The 18,165-nt window shown below is 74.1% G+C and carries 19 protein-coding genes and 1 pseudogene; 12 read left to right on the top strand and 8 right to left on the bottom strand.

Annotation, left to right across the window (positions count from 1 at the left end; translation table 11 throughout):
* Window positions 1-24 precede the first annotated feature (24 nt).
* Together OIE69_RS21255 and OIE69_RS21250 are read right to left on the bottom strand one after the other, a co-directional pair.
* Entirely contained in the window at window positions 25-1,839 is a 1,815-nt protein-coding gene (locus tag OIE69_RS21255) for an APC family permease (protein WP_326573875.1), read from the bottom strand.
* Between the two features lie 117 nt (window positions 1,840-1,956).
* The gene (locus tag OIE69_RS21250) at window positions 1,957-3,249 is read right to left on the bottom strand and encodes a hypothetical protein (protein WP_326573873.1); all 1,293 of its coding nucleotides are present in this window, start codon (window positions 3,247-3,249) and stop codon (window positions 1,957-1,959) included.
* A 96-nt stretch (window positions 3,250-3,345) separates the two neighbouring features.
* On the opposite strand from OIE69_RS21250, the gene OIE69_RS21245 reads away from it, so the two are divergent.
* Both OIE69_RS21245 and OIE69_RS21240 read left to right on the top strand, forming a co-directional pair.
* The gene (locus OIE69_RS21245) at window positions 3,346-3,831 is read left to right on the top strand and encodes an FxLYD domain-containing protein (RefSeq protein WP_326573871.1); all 486 of its coding nucleotides are present in this window, start codon (window positions 3,346-3,348) and stop codon (window positions 3,829-3,831) included.
* Window positions 3,832-3,857: 26 nt separating this feature from the next.
* Window positions 3,858-4,283 (top strand): DUF7144 family membrane protein, encoded by a 426-nt coding sequence (locus OIE69_RS21240; protein ID WP_326573869.1) that lies wholly within the window; start codon window positions 3,858-3,860, stop codon window positions 4,281-4,283.
* Here OIE69_RS21240 and OIE69_RS21235 read toward each other — a convergent pair.
* From OIE69_RS21235 to OIE69_RS21220, 4 genes are all read right to left on the bottom strand, one after another.
* Window positions 4,253-5,191, bottom strand: a complete 939-nt coding sequence (locus tag OIE69_RS21235; protein ID WP_326573867.1) for a YhjD/YihY/BrkB family envelope integrity protein — start codon at window positions 5,189-5,191, stop codon at window positions 4,253-4,255. The genes OIE69_RS21240 and OIE69_RS21235 overlap by 31 nt on opposite strands.
* 311 nt (window positions 5,192-5,502) lie before the next feature.
* On the bottom strand, window positions 5,503-5,901 hold the full coding sequence (locus OIE69_RS21230) for a DnaJ family domain-containing protein (RefSeq protein ID WP_326573865.1): 399 nt from the start codon (window positions 5,899-5,901) through the stop codon (window positions 5,503-5,505).
* A gap of 148 nt (window positions 5,902-6,049) precedes the next feature.
* Window positions 6,050-6,454 carry a pyrophosphohydrolase domain-containing protein gene (locus OIE69_RS21225; protein ID WP_326573863.1) on the bottom strand — a complete coding sequence of 135 codons (405 nt, stop codon included), beginning with the start codon at window positions 6,452-6,454 and terminating at the stop codon, window positions 6,050-6,052.
* Window positions 6,455-6,474: 20 nt separating this feature from the next.
* Complete coding sequence (locus tag OIE69_RS21220; protein ID WP_326573861.1) at window positions 6,475-6,972, bottom strand: molybdopterin-dependent oxidoreductase; 498 nt, start codon at window positions 6,970-6,972, stop codon at window positions 6,475-6,477.
* A gap of 139 nt (window positions 6,973-7,111) precedes the next feature.
* Here OIE69_RS21220 and OIE69_RS21215 point away from each other — a divergent pair, with 139 nt between their 5' ends.
* The 8 genes from OIE69_RS21215 (at window position 7,112) to OIE69_RS21180 (ending at window position 15,065) form a co-directional block, all read left to right on the top strand.
* The gene (locus OIE69_RS21215; protein ID WP_326573859.1) at window positions 7,112-7,498 is read left to right on the top strand and encodes a TOBE domain-containing protein; all 387 of its coding nucleotides are present in this window, start codon (window positions 7,112-7,114) and stop codon (window positions 7,496-7,498) included.
* 48 nt (window positions 7,499-7,546) lie between these two features.
* Entirely contained in the window at window positions 7,547-8,377 is an 831-nt protein-coding gene (gene modA, locus OIE69_RS21210) for a molybdate ABC transporter substrate-binding protein (RefSeq protein WP_326573857.1), read from the top strand.
* Complete coding sequence (gene modB / locus OIE69_RS21205; protein WP_326573854.1) at window positions 8,374-9,228, top strand: molybdate ABC transporter permease subunit; 855 nt, start codon at window positions 8,374-8,376, stop codon at window positions 9,226-9,228. Before modA ends, modB begins: the two co-directional genes overlap by 4 nt.
* Window positions 9,225-10,310: an ABC transporter ATP-binding protein gene (locus OIE69_RS21200; protein WP_326573852.1), complete on the top strand. Its 1,086-nt coding sequence runs from the start codon at window positions 9,225-9,227 to the stop codon at window positions 10,308-10,310. The genes modB and OIE69_RS21200 overlap by 4 nt, the downstream gene beginning before the upstream one ends.
* Window positions 10,311-10,401: 91 nt before the next feature.
* On the top strand, window positions 10,402-10,938 hold the full coding sequence (locus tag OIE69_RS21195) for a universal stress protein (protein ID WP_326573850.1): 537 nt from the start codon (window positions 10,402-10,404) through the stop codon (window positions 10,936-10,938).
* Between the two features lie 40 nt (window positions 10,939-10,978).
* Window positions 10,979-11,539: a hypothetical protein gene (locus OIE69_RS21190; protein WP_326573848.1), complete on the top strand. Its 561-nt coding sequence runs from the start codon at window positions 10,979-10,981 to the stop codon at window positions 11,537-11,539.
* Window positions 11,540-11,656: 117 nt separating this feature from the next.
* Entirely contained in the window at window positions 11,657-13,777 is a 2,121-nt protein-coding gene (locus OIE69_RS21185; RefSeq protein ID WP_326573846.1) for a SpoIIE family protein phosphatase, read from the top strand.
* Between the two features lie 40 nt (window positions 13,778-13,817).
* Entirely contained in the window at window positions 13,818-15,065 is a 1,248-nt protein-coding gene (locus tag OIE69_RS21180; RefSeq protein ID WP_326573844.1) for a Tm-1-like ATP-binding domain-containing protein, read from the top strand.
* Window positions 15,066-15,113: 48 nt separating this feature from the next.
* Here the strand turns inward: OIE69_RS21180 and OIE69_RS21175 are convergent, their stop codons facing one another.
* Complete coding sequence (locus tag OIE69_RS21175; protein ID WP_326573842.1) at window positions 15,114-15,893, bottom strand: CbtA family protein; 780 nt, start codon at window positions 15,891-15,893, stop codon at window positions 15,114-15,116.
* Between the two features lie 16 nt (window positions 15,894-15,909).
* On the bottom strand, window positions 15,910-16,131 hold the full coding sequence (locus OIE69_RS21170) for a CbtB domain-containing protein (protein WP_326573840.1): 222 nt from the start codon (window positions 16,129-16,131) through the stop codon (window positions 15,910-15,912).
* A 297-nt stretch (window positions 16,132-16,428) separates the two neighbouring features.
* Between OIE69_RS21170 and OIE69_RS21165 the strand changes: the two genes are divergently transcribed.
* Window positions 16,429-16,992, top strand: coding sequence for a histidine phosphatase family protein (locus tag OIE69_RS21165; RefSeq protein ID WP_326573838.1), 564 nt, complete (start codon window positions 16,429-16,431; stop codon window positions 16,990-16,992).
* A 156-nt stretch (window positions 16,993-17,148) separates the two neighbouring features.
* A pseudogene (locus OIE69_RS21160) lies at window positions 17,149-18,164 on the top strand (energy-coupling factor ABC transporter permease).
* Window position 18,165 lies beyond the last annotated feature (1 nt).

The following is an 18,165-nucleotide window of genomic DNA, read 5'->3' as shown; positions in this document are numbered from 1 at the left end:
CCCGGCCCCGTGGCGAGCGCCGGATCAGATGTCCAGCCGGTACGGCAGGAGGCAGACGACGGCGTCGGTGCGGTAGCGCAGGATCGTGGCGAGGAGGATGCCGCGCTGGTTCTGCAGGATGCGGTAGCGGGCGTGGCGCGGCTGGATCTCGGGGATGAGAACGGCGATCTGGCGGCCGTCCTGCGACATGCGGCGGACGTAGGAGAGGATCGGCAGTACCAGCGAACGGTGCGGGCTCTCGATGACGTCGAGGCGGACGCCGGGCTGCCAGCGGGCCCAGGTGTCGAGCAGTTCGCGCGCCTTGGCCTGGTCGGGTTCGACGGTGACCGCGACGACCTCGTCGCCGAGGGCGATGGCCGCGGTCAGCGCGTGCCGGGCGAGCCGGCTGACCCCGCCGAGGGGGACGATGACCAGGCTGTCGGTGCGCCGCGGCCGGTCGGGGACGGTACCGAGGGCGAGTTCCCTGCCGACCTCCGTGTAGTAGTGCTCGATGCGGGCGAAGAGCAGCATCAGCAGCGGCACCACGACGACGACCATCCAGGCGCCCTCGGTGAACTTGGTGGTCACCAGGATCACCCCGGCCAGCGCGGTCAGCAGGGCGCCCAGCCCGTTGAGCGCCGCGCGCGGCACCCAGCCGCGCGGGCGCGCCCCCGCCCAGTGCCGGACGAGCCCGGTCTGGCTGATGGTGAAGCCGGTGAACACACCGACGGCGTAGAGCGGGATGAGCCGTTGCGTCTGCGCGTCGACGGCGACGAGCAGCAGCGCGGCCACCACCGCGAGGGCGACGACGCCGTAGCGGTAGACGGGCCGCTCGGCGCGCAGCCCGAAGACGTGGGGCAGCCGGTTGTCGCGGGCGAGCAGGCTCATCAGGACCGGCAGGCCGCCGAAGCTGGTGTTCGCGGCCAGTCCGAGTACGAGGGTGACCAGCAGATTGCTGGCGTAGTACGGCCATCCCGTGCCGAAGGAGCCCGCGGTCAGCTGGGCCAGCAGGGTCACGCCGCCGCGCGGGGCGACCTCGTCCCGGCGGATGAGGAACGCCAGCCCGATCAGCATGAGTCCCAGCAGCACGCCGAGCATCAGTTCCGTGCGCTGGGCGCGGCGCACCTTGGGCGGCCGGAAGGCGGGCACGGAGTTGGCGATGGCCTCCACCCCGGTCAGTGCGGAGCAGCCGGAGGAGAAGGCCTTCAGGACCAGCAGCACGCTCAGCGCCTCCGTCGCGTGGACGGGCTGCGGGCTGCCGACGACCGCCGCGGGGTGGGCGCGCAGCAGCCCGGCGACGACGATCCCGCCGATGCACAGGACGAACAGCGCCGCGGGCAGCATCAGCACCCGAGCGCTGTCGGCGACGCCGCGCAGGTTCACCAGGGTGAGCAGGGCCAGCCCGCCGAGGCAGATCTCCAGCAGGTACGGGGTGAGCGAGGGGAACGCCGAGGCGAGGCTTGCGGCGCCGGCGGCCAGGCTGACGGCGACGGTGAGCACGTAGTCGACGACGAGACTGCCCGCCGCCAGCAGGCTCACCCGTGCCCCGAGGTCCTTCTTGGCCACGGCGTAGGAGCCGCCGCCGTCCGGGTGCACCGCGATGACCTGCCCGTACGAGATGACCAGGACGACCAGCAGCCCCGCGATGACCAGCATGACGGGCAGCGTCACGGTCAGCGCCGCGGTCCCGGCGGCGATCAGCACGAGGACGATGGCCTCGGGGCCGTACGCCACCGAGCTGAGGGCGTCCAGCGAGAGCGCGGCGACCCCCTGCGTGCTGGTGAGCAGGGAGCGGTCCCCCTCGCCGTGCCGCAGCGGCACCCGGGGCCGTACCTGGCGGCGTGCCAGCCCGAAGGTCATCGCCCGCCCGCCGGCTGCGTCTGGCTCATCGCTGGTCTCCTCCGCCGGCGGGCCCTCCCGTCAGCCTCCGGCGGCGGCCTCCCCGGCGCAGCGCGGGGCGGCCGATCGGGTGAGCGGTCAGTCGGGCCTGGCCAGGAACTCCACGACGGCGAGGACGAGGACGACGGCGAGGGCCAGCCCGAGGACGACCCAGCCGGTCGGGTAGGACCAGAAGGCGAGCGCGAGGGCCGCGGCCGCCACGACGATCCAGCCGACCAGCAGTTTGTGGCGCACCAGCCAGGGGCCGACGGGGCCGGTCCGCAGCCCCACCCGGTGCGCCGCGTCCCCCGCGCCGCCCACCACGGACTCCCACACCCCGCGGGTACGGCGGGCGTACCGCCCGGGCCCGCTCAGCCAGGCGCCCAGCGCGACGACGACGCCGAGCACGAACACGGCGCGGACGGTCTGGCGCAGGAAGCGGATCAGGGTGTCGTAGACCGTCCCGGCGGCCTGCTGGTCGACGCTCGCCGGCAGTGCGTCGAGGTAGATCGCCCGGAAGACGGTCAGCGCCGCGCCGAGTACGAGGGCGGCGGCGGCGAAGCCCAGCGCGGCGGCGACCAGGGCGCGGCGCCGGCGGAGGGCGAGCAGCACGCCCGCGGCCGCGAGGACGACGGTGACGATCGGCAGCCAGAAGCCGGCGAGCTGCAGGAGCCGGAAGGCGGTCCTGATCTTGCCGACCTTCTCGGAGCGGACGACGGTGAAGTCGGTGTGGACCTCGGGGATCTTCGCGGCGATGGTCAGGCCCCCGTCGACCAGCCGCTGCTTGACCTGGTCGATGACGGGGGCGAGGTCGACGGCCACGGTGTCGTTGGTGAGCTTGACCGCGCCGCCGCCCTGGCCGGTCAGCGCCTTGTCCAGCGAGGCGTGGATCCGTCGGTTGGCCTCGGTCCAGACCTTCTCGAAGGCGTCGCTGCGCACGACCTTCTCCGCCGTCGAGTGCACCAGGCTCTCGATGCCGCTGGTCAGCGGGCCGGAGACGCGGCCGAGGAGCTGGTCGAGGCGGGGGCGGTCCTGCGGGGCGACCTCGTCCAGGAGGCTCTTCACGTCGATGTGCTGCATCACCACGGACGTGATCCGGTTGGCGGCGGCGTCCTGCACGGCGGGGTCGCTCGCCAGGGGCGCGACGGTGGCGACGTACCGGCCGGTGTCGCCGACCTCGGAGTCCACCCAGACGGCCAGCGCGCTCAGCGGCACGAAGACGCAGGCCACGACGATGAACAGGGCCGAGAAGAAGGCCCTGACGGGTCGCCGGTGGGGCGGCGGGGCCTGCGGTCCGGCGCCTGCGGGAACGGTCTCCCGCGCCTCCAGTGCCGACAGCCGGGCACGCAGTTCGGCGAGATCGTCACGCCTCTGGGGCGCTGAATCCGCCATGCCACCGCCGCCTCTCCTTCACCACGCGACACGGCAATTTAATACGTATGGTGAGTTATGTGCCATTTGAGGCGCATGAGTCTGTGGAGGTAGGGAATGACGAGGCCGTACCGGGGCCGCGCGGTGTGCGCGGCGGTTGTACTGTCCGCCGTCGCGCTCACCGCGAGCGCCTGCTCGGACAACGACAGCACCCCCGCCGAGAAGGCGTCGAAGGCCGCGTCCGCCGCGTCCTCGCTGGTGTCCGAGGGCGCGGAGGCCGTCGCCTCGGCGACCGCCGCCGCACAGTCCCAGCTGGCGAAGATCAAGAACGGCGTCAACGCGGAGGACGACGTCAGGCTCGACCCCGTGACCGTCGAGGGCGGCAAGGCCACCACCACGGTCACGGCCACCAACAGCGGCGACAAACAGGCCACGTACACCGTCGAGGTGACCTTCCGCGACGCCAGCGGGAACCTCCTCGACGCCGCCGTGGTCAACGTCGCCGACGTGGCCCCGCAGAAGTCCGGCGAGGCCACGGTACGCAGCAACCGCGACCTGACGGGCACGGTCAAGGCCCAGGTGGAGCGGGCGCTGCGGCACTGACGCACCATCACCGCAAGGAGGAGGCCATGGCAGCCACCGGCACCACACCCAAGAGCGGCAACCACAGCGCGTGGGCGCACGGCGGCGTCACCTTCGCCGGCGTCCTGCTGCTCGTCGACGGCGTCCTGGCCATCTTCCAGGGCATCTCGGGGATCGCCGCGGACAACGTGTACGCGCGGATCGGCGACTACGTCTACAAGTTCAACCTGACCGCGTGGGGATGGATCCACCTGGTCCTCGGCGTGCTCCTGGTGGTCACGGGCACCGGACTCCTCAGCGGCGCCGCGCTCTGGTCACGGATCACGGGTGTCGTCCTGGCGGGCCTGGGCATCATCGTGAGCTTCCTGTACCTGCCCTACCTGCCGTTCTGGTCGATCATCCTCATCGCGCTCGACATCTTCATCATCTGGGCGCTCTCCCACTACAGGCCGGAGCGCTCACCGGCCGCCTGACCGCCGCCCGCCCGGCCCTCCCCCGGCGGGCCGGGCGCGGCGGGCACGGCCCCGGCCCCCGGCCCGTCCCCGTGGAACACCGCGCCCACGGTGAGGCAGACGGTCGCCACGACGCACAGCGCGATCAGCCCGGACAGCAGGGTGAACACCGACCCCAGCGAGCCGTACGTCTGCAGGCTGCGGTTGAGCGCCGTCGGCACGTACAGCGGCGCGGCGAAGACGGCCGTCTCCAGGACCACCGCCGTGAGCAGCGCACCCGGCAGCAGCGGCCACCATCCGATCCGGCCGCCCAGCAGCAGGTGCTGGGTCCACCACCAGATGCCCACCGCGCTCACCAGGGACAGCGGGACGCCGAGCCAGCGGCCGGCGCCGAAGCCCTCCCGCAGCGGCCCCTGGACCGCCAGGTAGAGCAGCGCCGCGCACACCCAGGCGAACCAGCGCCAGGCCGCGATCCGCGCCGCCGACTTCGGCAGGTGCCAGGCGCGTTCGCACACCCGCTGCATCGCCCGGCTGCAGGCCGTCGCCGACAGCAGGGCCATCAGGGTGCCCACCACGCCCACCGTCCCCCGCAGGTTCCCGGGATCGGACTCGTAGACCGAGCGCAGCTGGTCACGGGCGGGACCGGAGAGTCCCAGCACCCGCACCAGCGAGTCGAGGAGTTCCTTGCGCACGCCCTCCGGCGCCAGGGACGCGATGACGAACAGCAGCGGCACGGCGGTCAGAAAGGCCTGGGCGGCCAACCGAGTGGCCGCGTCGAGCACGTTGACGCTCAGCAGCCGGGCGGCGAGCCGGGTGACGATGGGGAACCGCCGCTCGGTGTCCGCCCGCAGGGCGCGCGCCCGCCCCGGCAGGTCCGCGAACCGCGCACGGAGCCCCTCCGGGATGCTGACCCGTGGCCGCCCTTTCACAGTCCGACTATTTTTCAGCCCACCGGGCCCCGCAACCGGGGCCTGCGGCGAGGCCCGGGAGGGCTGCCGGAGCCGGCCGCGCCGTCGGTGCCGAACCGGCCCGCAGCCGCCGGGAGTTGTCCGCGGCCGCCGGAATCACGGCCTCCGGGCCACCGCGGGGGCCTGTCGACGGTACGAAGGCCGCCCGGACGAAGCGCGCGACGCCCTTGGTGCCGCGGGCGTCCGGCTCGACGACACCGCCACGGCCACCCGTACCCTCGCCGTCCCGCGGGACTGCGCCCGGCCGGGAGACCGGCGCGTGGGGCGGGAACTCAGTCGCGCTCCGCGCGCCACCGCACGACGACGTCCTCCACGTCGTACGGGACGAGGTTGAGCGGCGGACCGTCCATCGGGGTGCGGACGCCCGCCCGGATCTTCTCGTTGGCCTCCTCGACGATGCGGCGCACCTCGCGTTCGGAGGGGGCACGGGAGGCGGCGTCCATCGCGTCCTCCACCTCCTTGCGCAGCCTGAGGCTCGCCGGGAGGTGGGACAGCCCCTCGCGGGCCATCTTCTCCCTGATCCACCACAGCTCGTCGTAGGGCCGGTCCATGGAGGCCAGCGGCTTCCCGGCCCCGGGCAGGTTGTCGAAGGCGCCGCGCTCCGTCGCCTCCCGGATCTGCTTGTCGACCCAGGACTCGAAGGGGACGCCCGGTGGCTTGCGCTCCGTCATACCGCCGATTGTCCCTCCCACCGCGCCGATGGGGGAGGGCCGGGGTGGCCGGACGCGCCCCGCGGTCGCGGGCGGCCGCCGACCCGCGCGCCCCGCGGGCCCTGCGCGAAGCAGCATGGCTCACGGTCGCACACGCCGCGCCGGCGCATCACTGCCCGGCGGGCGTCCAGCCTTGAGCGCGCAGCACCGCCGCGACGTCCGGGGCCCGGTAGTGCTCGCCCTTGAGGACCTTGCCGTCGGCCCGCAGGGTCGGGCGGCCGTCGGGGCCGAGCTTGCTCATGTTGGCGCGGTGGATCTCCGCGATGACCGCGTCCAGGTCGATGCCGTGCACCAGCGCGGTGCCGTACGCGACGTAGACCACGTCGGCCAGTTCGTGCGCGAGGTGGTCCAGGGGGCCGGTCTCTGAGGCCTCGGCGACCTCCGCCACCTCCTCGGCGAGCAGGTCCTGCCGGTGCGCCGCGTACTCGGGCGTGATCTCGGTCGGACGGGGGCGGACGTCGAGGCCGAAGGCGGTGTGGAACTCACGGACCAGGCCGGCGGGGGAGGGGCGCATTCCGCGATCGTAGTGCCCGCTCACACGCCCCCGTCGCCGCCCGCCGCCGGGCCCCCGCCGTACCCGCCGTCCACGCGGACGGCGGTGATGCCGCTGATGTGCCGGGCCCCGCAGCGGTCCTGGGGCAACACCAGTTGCGGGCCCCGCGCGTCCAGCGGGGCGCCGTCGATGCGGGTGGCGAGCAGGACGCGGGCCTGCCCGAAGTCCGGGTCGATCTCGGCCCAGGACAGCAGGGCGTGGTGACCGTCCGCCCCGGTGACGGCGATGAGGAAGCGCAGTCGGTCCTTGCGGCGTCCGGCGTCGAAGCCGGGACCGGCCGAGCACAGCACCTCGTGGAGCAACGGGCCCTCGAAACGGTGGTGCTGCACGCCGCTGGTCTGGCACTCGAAGCTCACCCGGGCCGTGTGCTGGGGCCAGGCGCGCAGGTCGGGCACGGTGAGCGGGGCAGGGCGGGCCAGGTCGCCGCTCAGGACGAACCCGGCGAGTTCCGGCGGCGGCGCGGGAACGGACACGGTCACGGGCTTCCACCTCCCCCGATGACCGTACCCGCCCTCGAAGGTCCTGGAAACGCACATGCGACCCTTGATGGCAGGAGATCCGGCTGATGCAGCCGAACCAGGGGCTTCCCACTCGCATCTGCGTCACTATGATCGAGTCATGCACACCTACCGGATCGGCGAGGCAGCCGCATTGATGGGCGTGAGCGCCGACACCCTCAGGCGCTGGGTCGACGGCGGGCGGCTGCGCGCGGAACGCGACGAGCAGGGACGGCGCATCATCGAGGGCCCCGATCTGGCCGCCTTCGCCCGGGAGTTCAACCGCACCGAACGCGAGCGCACCGGCTCCTCGGCCCGCAACCGCTTCTCGGGCATCGTCACCGAGGTGATCCTCGGCGACGTCTCCGCGCAGGTGGAGATCCAGGCCGGCCCGTTCCGCGTGGTGTCCATGATCAGCCGGGAGTCGGCCGAGGAGCTGAAGCTCGAGCCCGGCGTACCGGCGGTCGCCGTCATCAAGTCGACCAACGTGGTCGTCGAGACACCGTAGAGACACCCCAGAGGCACCGCAGAGATCGAGACTCGGAGGAGCAGTCCTGTGACGACCCGTCCCACGCACCGCCGGACCCTTCAGCTGGCCGTCGGAGGAACCGCGGTGCTGCTGACCCTCAGCGCCTGCTCGTCCTCGGACGACTCCGCCGGCGCCTCCGCGTCGTCCGCGCCCTCGGCGGGTGCGTCCTCCGCGGGTGACGTGAAGGGCACGGTCACCGTCTTCGCCGCCGCCTCCCTCAAGGAGAGCTTCACCGAACTGGGCGAGGAGTTCGAGGCGGCCCACCCCGGCACCGAGGTCACCTTCAACTTCGGCGGCAGCGACGCGCTCGCCGCCAGCATCACCTCCGGCGCCCCCGCCGACGTCTTCGCCGCCGCCTCCCCCAAGACCATGCAGATCGTCACCGACGCCAAGGGCGCGGCCGGCGAGCCCGCCACCTTCGTGCGCAACCAGCTGGAGATCGCGGTCGTCCCGGGCAACCCCAAGGACGTCGCGACGCTCAAGGACCTCACCAAGTCGGGGATGAAGGTCGCGCTGTGCGCCAAGGAGGTGCCCTGCGGCGCCGCGGCGCAGAAGGCGCTGGACGGCGCCGGCCTGAAGCTCACCCCGGTCTCCTACGAGCAGGACGTCAAGAGCGCCCTGACAAAGGTGCAGCTGAAGGAGGTCGACGCGTCCGTGGTCTACAAGACCGACGTGAAGGCCGCCGCCGGCAAGGTGGAGGGCGTGGAGTTCCCCGAGTCCGCCGGTGCCGTCAACGACTACCCGATCGTCCTGCTCAAGGACGCGCCCAACGCCGGGGCCGCCGAGGCCTTCATCACCCTCGTCCGGTCCGAACAGGGCAGGAAGGTGCTGAGCGAGGCGGGCTTCCTCAACCCGTGACCGACCACAGTGGCGGCGCGCCCGAACTCGTCGAGTCCGGGCCGCGCCGCGCGGGCAGCCGGCAGGGGCACCGCTCCCCGGTGCCCCTGCCGCTGCTGCTGCCCGCCCTGCTCGGGCTGGTCTTCCTGGTGCTGCCGCTCGCCGGGCTGCTGGTCCGCACCCCGTGGAGCGAACTGCCCGCGCAGCTCACCAGCCCCGGGGTGTGGCAGGCGCTGCGGCTCTCCCTGATCTGCGCCACCCTCGCCACCGCGGTGACCCTGGTGCTGGGCGTGCCCCTGGCGTGGCTGCTGGCCCGCACCGAGTTCCCCGGGCGTCGGCTGGTGCGCGCCCTGGTGACGCTGCCCCTGGTGCTGCCGCCCGTGGTCGGCGGTGTGGCGCTGCTGCTGGCGCTGGGCCGCAACGGCATCGCCGGGCGGTGGCTGGACCAGTGGTTCGGGGTGACGCTGCCCTTCACCACGGCGGGCGTCGTCGTCGCGGAGGCCTTCGTGGCGATGCCGTTCCTGGTCATCAGCGTCGAGGGCACCCTGCGGGCCGCCGACCCGCGCTACGAGGAGGCCGCCGCCACCCTCGGCGCCTCCCGCTTCACCGCCTTCCGCCGGGTGACGCTGCCGCTGATCGCCCCCGGCATCGCCGCCGGGGCCGTCCTGGCCTGGGCGCGGGCACTCGGCGAGTTCGGCGCCACCATCACCTTCGCGGGCAACTTCCCCGGCCGTACGCAGACGATGCCGCTCGCCGTGTACCTCGCCCTGCAGAGCGACCCGGCCGCCGCCATCGCGCTCAGCCTGGTGCTGCTCGCCGTCTCGATCGCCGTCCTGGCCGGACTGCGCGACCGCTGGATGACCACGCCATGACCTCTCCGGGCACAACCCCCGCGACCACCGTCGGCCCGGCCCCGCAGGGCCTGGACGCCCGGCTGGTCGTCGACCGCGGCGCCTTCCGCCTCGACGTGACGCTCACCGCCGCCCCCGGCGAGGTGCTCGCCCTCCTCGGCCCCAACGGCGCGGGCAAGACCACCGCGCTGCGGGCCCTGGCCGGGCTGACCCCGCTGACCGCCGGCCATCTGCGGCTGGACGGCGCCGCCCTGGACGGCACACCCCCCGAGACCCGGCCGGTGGGCGTGGTCTTCCAGGACTACCTGCTCTTCCCGCACCTGTCGGCGCTGGACAACGTCGCCTTCGGCCCGCGCTGCCACGGCGTGCCCAAGGCGCGGGCCCGCGCCGAGGCCGCCGAGTGGCTGGAGCGCATGGGCCTGGCCGAGCACGCCGCCGCCCGGCCCCGCCGGCTCTCCGGCGGCCAGGCGCAGCGCGTCGCCCTCGCCCGGGCGCTGGCCACCCGGCCCCGACTGCTGCTCCTGGACGAGCCGCTGGCCGCGCTCGACGCCCGCACCCGCCTGGAGGTCCGCTCCGGACTCCGCCGCCACCTGGCCGACTTCGAGGCGGTGGCCGTCCTGGTCACCCACGACCCGCTGGACGCCATGGTGCTGGCCGACCGGCTGGTGGTCATCGAGCACGGCGGCTCCGTGCAGGAGGGCACCCCCGCCGAGATCGCCCGCCGCCCGCGCACCGACTACATCGCGCACCTCGTCGGCCTCAACCTCTACCGGGGCCGCGCCGACGGCCACACCGTACGGATCGACGGCGGACCGGCCGTCACCACCACCGAGGAGCTGTCCGGCCCGGCCTTCGTCGCCTTCCCGCCCGGCGCCGTCACCCTCCACCGGGAGCGCCCCACCGGCTCCAGTGCCCGGAACATGTGGCAGGGCCGGGTCGCGGGCCTGGAGTCGCACGGCGACCAGATCCGCGTGGACGTCCGGGGCGAACTCCCGCTCGCCGCCGACCTCACCACGGTGGCCACCGCCGAACTCGGGCTGCACCCCGGCGCCGAGGTGTGGGCCACCGTCAAGGCGGCCCAGACGCACGCCTACCCGGACTGAACCCCGGCGGGTCAGGGCGGCGTCAGGAGTACGCCGAACGGCGACAAGGGGACGACAAGAAGCCCCCGCGGGCACCCCGCCCGGGTCTTCCATGGAGGACATGGATGACGCCGGACACCACCGCGTGGTCGTGGGGCTGAGCGGCTCCCTCGGCAGCCTCACGGCGCTGCACCGGGCCGCCGCCGAGGCACGCCGCACGGGCGCGGTGCTGGTCGCCGTGCTCGCCTGGGAACCACCGGGCGGGGAGTTCGCCTACCGGCGCTCCCCCTGCCCCCCGCTGCTGGACGCGGGGCAGGACCGGGCCCGGCAGCGGCTGCTCCACGCCGTCGAGTCCGCCTTCGGCGGCCTCCCGGAAGACCTCCCCATGCGCGCGCTGGTCGTCCGCGGGCCCGCGGGATGGGCGCTGACCCAGGTCGCGGACCGCCCGGACGACCTGCTGGTCGTGGGAGCCGGGCGACGCGGCCGGCTGCGCCGGCTGCTGAGCCCCTCGGTGGCCCGGCACTGCCTCGTCCACGCGCTCTGCCCGGTGCTCGCCGTACCCCGCTCCCCGCTCCACGAGGTCCTCGATGACGTGCACCGCCGCAACGCCTGGCGGCTGCCCCTGCACACCGCCGCGCCCCTGCGGTGAACCCCGGGGCGGGCGGGCCCCTCCCACGGAGGCGACGACCATGACGCGCTCTTCCTCCCGCTTCCCCCGACCGGCGCGCTGCGCCCCGGCGGCCGGGCTCCTCCTGCCGCCGCTGGTGTGCCTGGTGCTCGTGCCCCTTCGCACCCGGCTGTCGGACACGCACGTCGCCCTCGTGCTGGTGGTCGCGGTCGTGGCCGTCGCCGACGCCGACCACCTCGCCCGCATCCACGAGACGGCGCGGCTCGCCCGGTCCGCGGTGTCCCCGCACGTCGTGGTCGACCACGTCCGCGACCAGCTGGTCAGTCTGCTGCACCTGCGGGGCTGCCGGTTCGAGTACGGCACCCTCGTCGGGCACCCGCCTCGGCTGGAGCAGGACGGCACCGTCATGCTGGGCCGCCGCCCCTGGGACGCGGACACGCTGGGCCCGCCGGACCAGGAGGTCGAACTCCGCGTCTTCCACAACGGGCACTTCCACGGCCGCTTCATGATGCTGCCCACCCCCGGCGCCGTCCCCTCCCGCCAGGCCCGCCTGGTCGCGATCACCCTCGCCGAACAGGCCGGCAGCGCGATCGCCGGCACGCCCACCGTCCCGACCCCCTGACCGGTTCCCTTTGACCGGTTCCCTGGGGGGCGCCACCCGCTTCCGGCGGGAGGAGACGGGGCGGAGGGGGCGTATCGTCCTCTTGTAGGTGGTGTCGGCCCGATGGTGGAGCCACGCATGGTGGTGACTGCCCCCGCGCGGGAGCTGCTGGACCAGGTGCTCGCCGAAGTGGTGCGCGAGACGGGCGCCCATGTCGGCGCGGTCTTCCTGCTGATGCCCGAGGGCCGAGCGCTGGGGATGGAGGTCATCACCGGGGCGCCGCGCGAGCTGTCGATGCCCTGGTCGCGGCTGCCCATGGAGCGGTCGACCCCGGTGGCCGACGCCGTACGGGAGGGCCGGACGATCCGGGTCGGCTCCCGGGAAGAGTTGGCCGACCGCTATCCGCGCACGGCGCTGGTCATGCCCTACGACCTGTCCATGGTCGCCGCCCCGCTCACCGGCGCCGACGCCGACGCCGTGCTCGGCACGCTCGTGCTGATCTGGTCCCGTCCGCGCCCCGCCGAGGCTCCGCCCGCGGAGCGCGCGGTGCTGGAGCAGGCCCGTGAGCGGCTCTCCGACCACCTCGTACGGGCCGGCGCCGGCGGGGAGCCGATCCTGCCCGGGCCCGAGCCGCGGGTGCTGCGGACCGCACGGGCGGTCCCGGTGCACCCGGACGAGGCCCTCGCGGCGGCGGACTGGGCCCGGCGGCTGCCCGAGGGGGCCTGCGCGCTCGACTTCGACGGGCGGATCACCTACGTCAGTCCCCGCGCGGCGGAACTCGTCGGCGTGCCCGCCGAGCGGCTCATGGGCTCCCTCCCCTGGGAGAGCCTGCGCTGGCTGCGGGACCCCGCCCACGAAGACCGCTACCGCGCCGCCGTGCTCAGCGGGCAGCCGGTCTCGTTCACCGCCCTGCGGCCGCCCGACCACTGGCTGCTCGTGCAGCTCTACCCGGACGCGACCGGGGTCAGCGTGCGGATCTCCCCCACCGACGCGGGAGCGGGCCCTTCCCCGCAGGCGGCGCCGTACGACGAGGCCGCGGTGCCGATCCGGATCGGGGCGATCTACCACCTGATGCACCTCGCGACGGCCCTCACCGAGGCCGTCGGCGTGGACGACGTCGTGCGGCTGGTCGCGGACCTCTTCCCGGCCGCGATCGGCGCCGACGCCTTCGTCCTGTGCGTCGCGGAGGGCGGCCGGCTGCGCGTCATCGGCGACCGCGGCTACCGGCCCGAGGTCATGGCGGCCCTGGACGGCACCGCGCTGACCGCGCACCTCCCGGCGACCCGGGCCCTGAACACCGGCGTCCCCAGCTTCTACGGTTCCCCCGAGGACCTCGTCCGGGCCTACCAGGGCCTGGAACTGCTGTCGGACATGGCGGCCTGGGCCTTCCTGCCGCTGATCGCCTCCGGCCGCCCCGTGGGCGCCTGCGTCCTCGCGTTCGCCCGGGAGCGTTCCTTCCCCGCCGACGAAAGGGCCGCGCTGACCTCGCTCAGCGGGCTGATCGCCCAGGCCCTGGACCGGGCGCGGATCTACGACGCCAAGCACCACCTCGCGCACAGCCTGCAGTCGGGGCTGCTGCCCCACACCCTGCCCTCCCTGCCCGGACTGGAGGTCGCCGCCCGCTACCTGCCCGCGACCACCGGCATGGAGGTCGGCGGCGACTTCTACGACCTGATCCGGCTGGACGACACCTGCGTCGCCGCCGTCATCGGCGACGTCCAGGGCCACAACGTCAACGCCGCCGCCCTGATGGGCCAGGTGCGCACCGCGGTGCACGCGCACGCCACCGCCGGCGCCTCCCCCGACCAGGTGCTGTCCCGCACCAACCGGCTGCTGGACGAACTCGACACCGGGCTCTTCACCAGCTGCCTCTACGCCCATATCCAACTCACCGAGGGCGTCCTGCGGATGGCCTCCGCGGGCCACCCGCCGGCCCTGCTGCGCTTCCCCGACGGCCGCACCGACATCCTGAGCCGGCCTACCGGGCTGCTGCTCGGCATCGACCCGGACGCCGAGTACCCCACCAGCACGATGACGCTGCCCCGCGGCGCGGTCCTCGCGCTCTACACCGACGGGCTCATCGAGACCCCCGGCGGCGACCTGGACGAGGCCATCGCCGCCCTGGCCGTGACCCTGTCCTCCCGGGGCAGGCTCCCACTGGACGAACTCGCCGAGGTCCTCGTCCACCACGACGGCCGGGCCACCGACCGCACCGACGACACCGCGCTCCTGCTGCTGCGTCCCGTGCCCCCGTCATGAGGCCTTGTCACTTCCGGCTCCGGCCCCAACACTGGTGTCCATGCCGGTGGTTGCGCTGCTGGGAACGCTGGACACCAAGGGCACGGAGTACGGCTGGCTGCGGGACCGCCTCCTGCGCGGCGCCGTCGAGGTCGTGCTGATCGACGCGGGCGTGGCCGGCGAGCCCCTCGTGGCCCCCGACATCCCCCGCTCCGTCGTGGCCTCCGCCGCGGGTGCGGACGCCGAACGGCTGCGCAGAGCGGGCGACCGCGGCGCCGCGGTGACGGCCATGGCCGAGGGGGCGGCCCGGGTGGTGCGCCGGCTGCACGACGAGGGCAGGCTGCACGGCGTGCTGGCCATCGGGGGCAGCGGCGGCACCTCGATCGCCACCCGCGCGATGCGGGAGCTGCCGCTGGGCGTGCCGAAACTGATGGTCTCCTCGATGGCCGCGGGCGACGTCTCCGCGTACGTCGGCACGACCGACATCGCCATGATGTACAGCGTCGTCGACATCGCGGGCGTCAACCGGGTGTCGGCGCCGATCCTGGCGAACGCGGCCGACGCGATCGCCGGGATGGCCAGGGGCTTCGCCGGGGCGCCCGCCCCGTCCGCCGGCGACCGGCCGCTGGTGGCGGCGAGCATGGCGGGGGTGACGACCCCCGGGGTCGACGCCGCCCGGGCGCGGCTCACAGAACTCGGCTACGAGGTACTGGTCTTCCACTCCGTGGGCTCCGGCGGCCGCTCCCTGGAGTCGCTCGCCGGGGAGGGCATGTTCAGCGGGGTGCTCGACCTGACGCTCAGCGAGCTCGCCGACGAGCTGGTGGGCGGTGCCTTCGGCGCGGGGCCCGACCGGCTGCGCGCCGCGGGCCGCGCCGGGCTGCCGCAGGTGGTGAGCCCGGGGGCGCTCGACATGGTCAAGTTCGGCCCGCTCGCCTCGCTGCCGGACCGCTTCCGGGCCCGTCACGTCCACGTACACAACCCGTCGGTGACCGTGATCCGCACCTCCGCCGCCGAGTGCGCCGAACTCGGCCGTCAGGTCGCCGCGAAGCTGCGCGGGGCCACCGGTCCGGCCACGCTCCTGCTGCCGCTGCGCGGGCTGTCCACCCTCGGGGCGCCGGGCGGGCTCTACCACGACCGGGCGGTGGACGGGGTGCTGTTCCGCACCCTCCGCGAGGAGCTGCGCGGCAGCCGGGTGGAGATCGCCGAGCACGACACGCACATCAACGACCCCGCCTTCGGCCGCGCCGCGGCGGAGCGGCTGCACGCGCTCATCTCCTCCGCACACGCGACCGCCCGCACGACGCGCTGAGCGTCGTACGGGCGGTCGTGGACGGTACGGCGGGCCCGGCCCGCGACGCTAGACGGAGGCCGCCGTGCCCGCGCCCACGGAGCCGCGCCCCGCGGAGGAGGCGGCCGGGGCCGGTTCCAGCAGACGTCCGGCCAGGTGGCCGAAGACCAGCCCGAAGGAGGTCCACAGCGTCAGCTGGATCGCCAGCGCCGCCAGACGGAACTGCCACAGCAGCCCCGCCGGGAAGTGCTCCGGCACCTCGTTGATCCCGGGCAGGAGCGCGTACGCGAGCCCCACGGTCACGACGAGGAAGACGCCGGCGGCCACGGTCGCGTACCAGTTGCCCAGGCGCGGCGCGAGGCGCCTGCCGAGGATCACGGTGGCGATCGCGAGCAGCACGCTGAGCAGCATCATCAGGAAGTACAGCGTGGTGCGTTTGCCGATGGTGTCGGGGTCGCCGACGGCCGGCGGGTTGGCGGGGTACTTCAGGAAGGGCACGACGTAGACCGCGACGAGCGCCGCGGCCGACAGCAGCATCGCCGTGGGCCGGGCGCCGAAGCGGCCGATCCGCCCGAGGGCGAAGCAGTAGGCGAGGGCGGCGATGCCGCCCAGCGCCACGCCGTACACGAGGAGGCCGGTGGCCAGACCGGCGGTGGACTGCAGGGCACGGCTGACCGGTTCGGCGCCGCCGTGCTCGTGGGCGTGCGACTCCTCGAACGCGATGGCGGCGTCGACCCGGGACTCGCCCAGCAGGTAGGCGACGACCAGGGCGAGCGCGCCGGCGGCGAGGCCGGCCAGCATGCCCCGCACCAGCAGTTGTCTGACGGTGACGGAGTTGACGGGGTTCATCGGTGCGGCGCCCCTGTCAGTGGCAGGGGAAGCCGAGCAGGTGGCGCCCGTCGTGCAGCCACTCGTGGACGTTCTCACCGGACATGAGGGACGTGGCCCCCTGCTCGGCACCCACGAAGTAGAGCAGGACCAGCATCAGGACGCCGAAGAAGACCGCCCAGGGCAGGATCGCCCTGATCGGCAGCGTCACGGGGGTGGCGGAAGGGGCGATGGCCGGCGAGGCGGCGGACTGCGCCATGGCATGACCTCCTGGTGGGAACTCGCGTCCCGGTCGGTGGAGCTCTGTCGGACGACTGCGGGTCTGACTCGCCTGGCGCTGGGCTGGGCTTACAGTGGCGCGACCGTGCCGGAATTGCACCGGACTTCCGCCGTGTCGTCGTGAATGTCGTCGTGACGGTACCGCGATCCGGTGATCCGGCCAAGGGCGCGCGTTCATGCCCCGGCATGCGCGGGAGCCCCATCGGTGCGACCGACAGGCCGGATGTGAAGCGGCAGTTGGCGATTCCACGGGGTCGCCGGAGGGCGAGGAGGGTGCATGACGACCCGGGTGACGTTGATCTCACCGGTGGTGAACGCGGCGCTGCGCGAGGCGCGTTTCGACGACGACGTGCCGCCGAACGCGCACGCGCTCGGCACCGCCCGCGCGTTGGCCGGTTCGCTGCCCTCCGCGGTACCGGTGTCCGTCTCGCCCACGGTGCGCTGCCGCGCGACCGCGGAGGCGCTCGGCCTGGCCGCCGAGGAGACGGCGCCCGCGGGCTGGGCACTGGGCCGCTGGCGGGGACGCACCCTGGCCGAGGTGAGCGCCGAGGAGCCGGACGCGGTGGCCGCCTGGCTCTCCGACCCGGACGCCGCGCCGCACGACGCCGAGTCGCTGCGCGAGCTGTGCGCCCGCGTCGGCGGCTGGCTCGACGGGCTCGCCGCCACGCCGGGCCGGGTGCTCGCCGTCGTCGAACCGGAGATCGTCCGGGCCTGCGCGGTACGGGCCCTGGGTGCGCCCGAGGCGTCCTTCTGGCGGATCGACGTGCCCCCGCTGACGGCGACGGAATTCAGCGGGCGGTCCGGACGCTGGAATCTGCGGGCGGGGCGCCCGCTGGGCTGACCGGGGACCGCAAGCGCGGATGAAGCGGGGATGAAGCACGAACGGACATACGCGGGGTATGCGCTCCAGCACCTGACAGGCTCTTGCAAGTCTGTCGCAATAGGACTCTATGATTGAGCGTTCGACTTCCGATGCGACCCCGGAGCGGAGCTCTCCATGCATGTACCCGACGGATTCATCGACGCCCCGGTGTCGGTGGCGGCCGGTGCCGTCGCGGCCGCAGCCGTGGCCGTGAGCCTGCGCGGTGCGCGACGCGAACTGGACGAGCGCACCGCGCCGCTGGCCGGGCTCGTCTCGGCGTTCATCTTCGCCGTCCAGATGCTCAACTTCCCGGTGGCCGCCGGCACCAGCGGTCACCTCCTCGGCGGCGCGCTCGCGGCGATACTCGTCGGCCCCTATACAGGGGTGTTGTGCGTGTCCGTCGTCCTGCTCATCCAGGGCGTGCTCTTCGCCGACGGCGGCCTCACCGCCCTCGGCGTGAACATCACCGACATGGCGATCGTGACCGTGGTCGTCGCGTACGCCCTGTTCCGCGCACTGGTCAAGGTGCTGCCGAACGGGCGCGGCGGGGTGACGGGCGCGGCCTTCGTCGCGGCCCTGGTCTCCGTCCCGGCCGCGGCGGTCGCCTTCACCGGGATCTACGCGCTGGGCGGGACGACCGACGTCGCGCTCGGCAAGGTCTTCACCGCCATGGTCGGCGTGCACGTCCTGATCGGCATCGGTGAGGCGGTGATCACCGCCGCGACGGTGGGCGCCGTCATCGCCGTCCGCCCCGACCTCGTCCACGGCGCCCGTGACCTGCGCCGCCCGCTGGAGCTCAAGGAGGCGACCGTCTGATGGCGGCCGTGACCGACACCCCGAAGCGCGGCGGCGTACGGCCGCTGTGGATCGCCGGCCTGATCGCCGCCCTGGTGCTCGCCGGATTCGTCAGCTACTACGCCTCGGCCAGCCCGGACGGGCTGGAGAAGGTCGCCGCCGACCACGGCATCGACAAGAAGGTCGAGGACCACGCGGCCAAGGACTCCCCGCTGGCGGACTACCAGACCAAGGACGTCGGCGACGCCCGGCTCTCCAGCGGCCTCGCCGGTGTGATCGGCGTCGGCGCCACCCTCGTGCTCGGCACCGGCGTCTTCTGGGTCGTCCGCCGCCGGCCGCGCGCGGACGAGGGCTGAC

It is taken from the genome of Actinacidiphila glaucinigra (assembly GCF_035918135.1).
Classification (GTDB): domain Bacteria; phylum Actinomycetota; class Actinomycetes; order Streptomycetales; family Streptomycetaceae; genus Actinacidiphila; species Actinacidiphila glaucinigra.
The sequence above is the reverse complement of the archived record's forward strand: the minus strand, read 5'-3'. Positions and strand labels throughout refer to the sequence as shown.

Bases quoted from the DNA above. Each gene is read 5' to 3' on its own strand.
- OIE69_RS21190 (WP_326573848.1), top strand. From the start codon at position 10,979: ATGACGCGCTCTTCCTCCCGCTTCCCCCGACCGGCGCGCTGCGCCCCG.
- OIE69_RS21240 (WP_326573869.1), top strand. From the start codon at position 3,858: ATGGCAGCCACCGGCACCACACCCAAGAGCGGCAACCACAGCGCGTGG.
- OIE69_RS21215 (WP_326573859.1), top strand. From the start codon at position 7,112: ATGCACACCTACCGGATCGGCGAGGCAGCCGCATTGATGGGCGTGAGC.
- OIE69_RS21255 (WP_326573875.1), bottom strand. From the start codon at position 1,839: ATGACCTTCGGGCTGGCACGCCGCCAGGTACGGCCCCGGGTGCCGCTG.
- OIE69_RS21175 (WP_326573842.1), bottom strand. From the start codon at position 15,893: ATGAACCCCGTCAACTCCGTCACCGTCAGACAACTGCTGGTGCGGGGC.
- OIE69_RS21185 (WP_326573846.1), top strand. From the start codon at position 11,657: ATGGTGGTGACTGCCCCCGCGCGGGAGCTGCTGGACCAGGTGCTCGCC.
- OIE69_RS21250 (WP_326573873.1), bottom strand. From the start codon at position 3,249: ATGGCGGATTCAGCGCCCCAGAGGCGTGACGATCTCGCCGAACTGCGT.
- OIE69_RS21195 (WP_326573850.1), top strand. From the start codon at position 10,402: ATGGAGGACATGGATGACGCCGGACACCACCGCGTGGTCGTGGGGCTG.
- OIE69_RS21200 (WP_326573852.1), top strand. From the start codon at position 9,225: ATGACCTCTCCGGGCACAACCCCCGCGACCACCGTCGGCCCGGCCCCG.
- OIE69_RS21180 (WP_326573844.1), top strand. From the start codon at position 13,818: ATGCCGGTGGTTGCGCTGCTGGGAACGCTGGACACCAAGGGCACGGAG.
- OIE69_RS21225 (WP_326573863.1), bottom strand. From the start codon at position 6,454: ATGCGCCCCTCCCCCGCCGGCCTGGTCCGTGAGTTCCACACCGCCTTC.
- OIE69_RS21230 (WP_326573865.1), bottom strand. From the start codon at position 5,901: ATGACGGAGCGCAAGCCACCGGGCGTCCCCTTCGAGTCCTGGGTCGAC.
- OIE69_RS21165 (WP_326573838.1), top strand. From the start codon at position 16,429: ATGACGACCCGGGTGACGTTGATCTCACCGGTGGTGAACGCGGCGCTG.
- OIE69_RS21245 (WP_326573871.1), top strand. From the start codon at position 3,346: ATGACGAGGCCGTACCGGGGCCGCGCGGTGTGCGCGGCGGTTGTACTG.
- OIE69_RS21170 (WP_326573840.1), bottom strand. From the start codon at position 16,131: ATGGCGCAGTCCGCCGCCTCGCCGGCCATCGCCCCTTCCGCCACCCCC.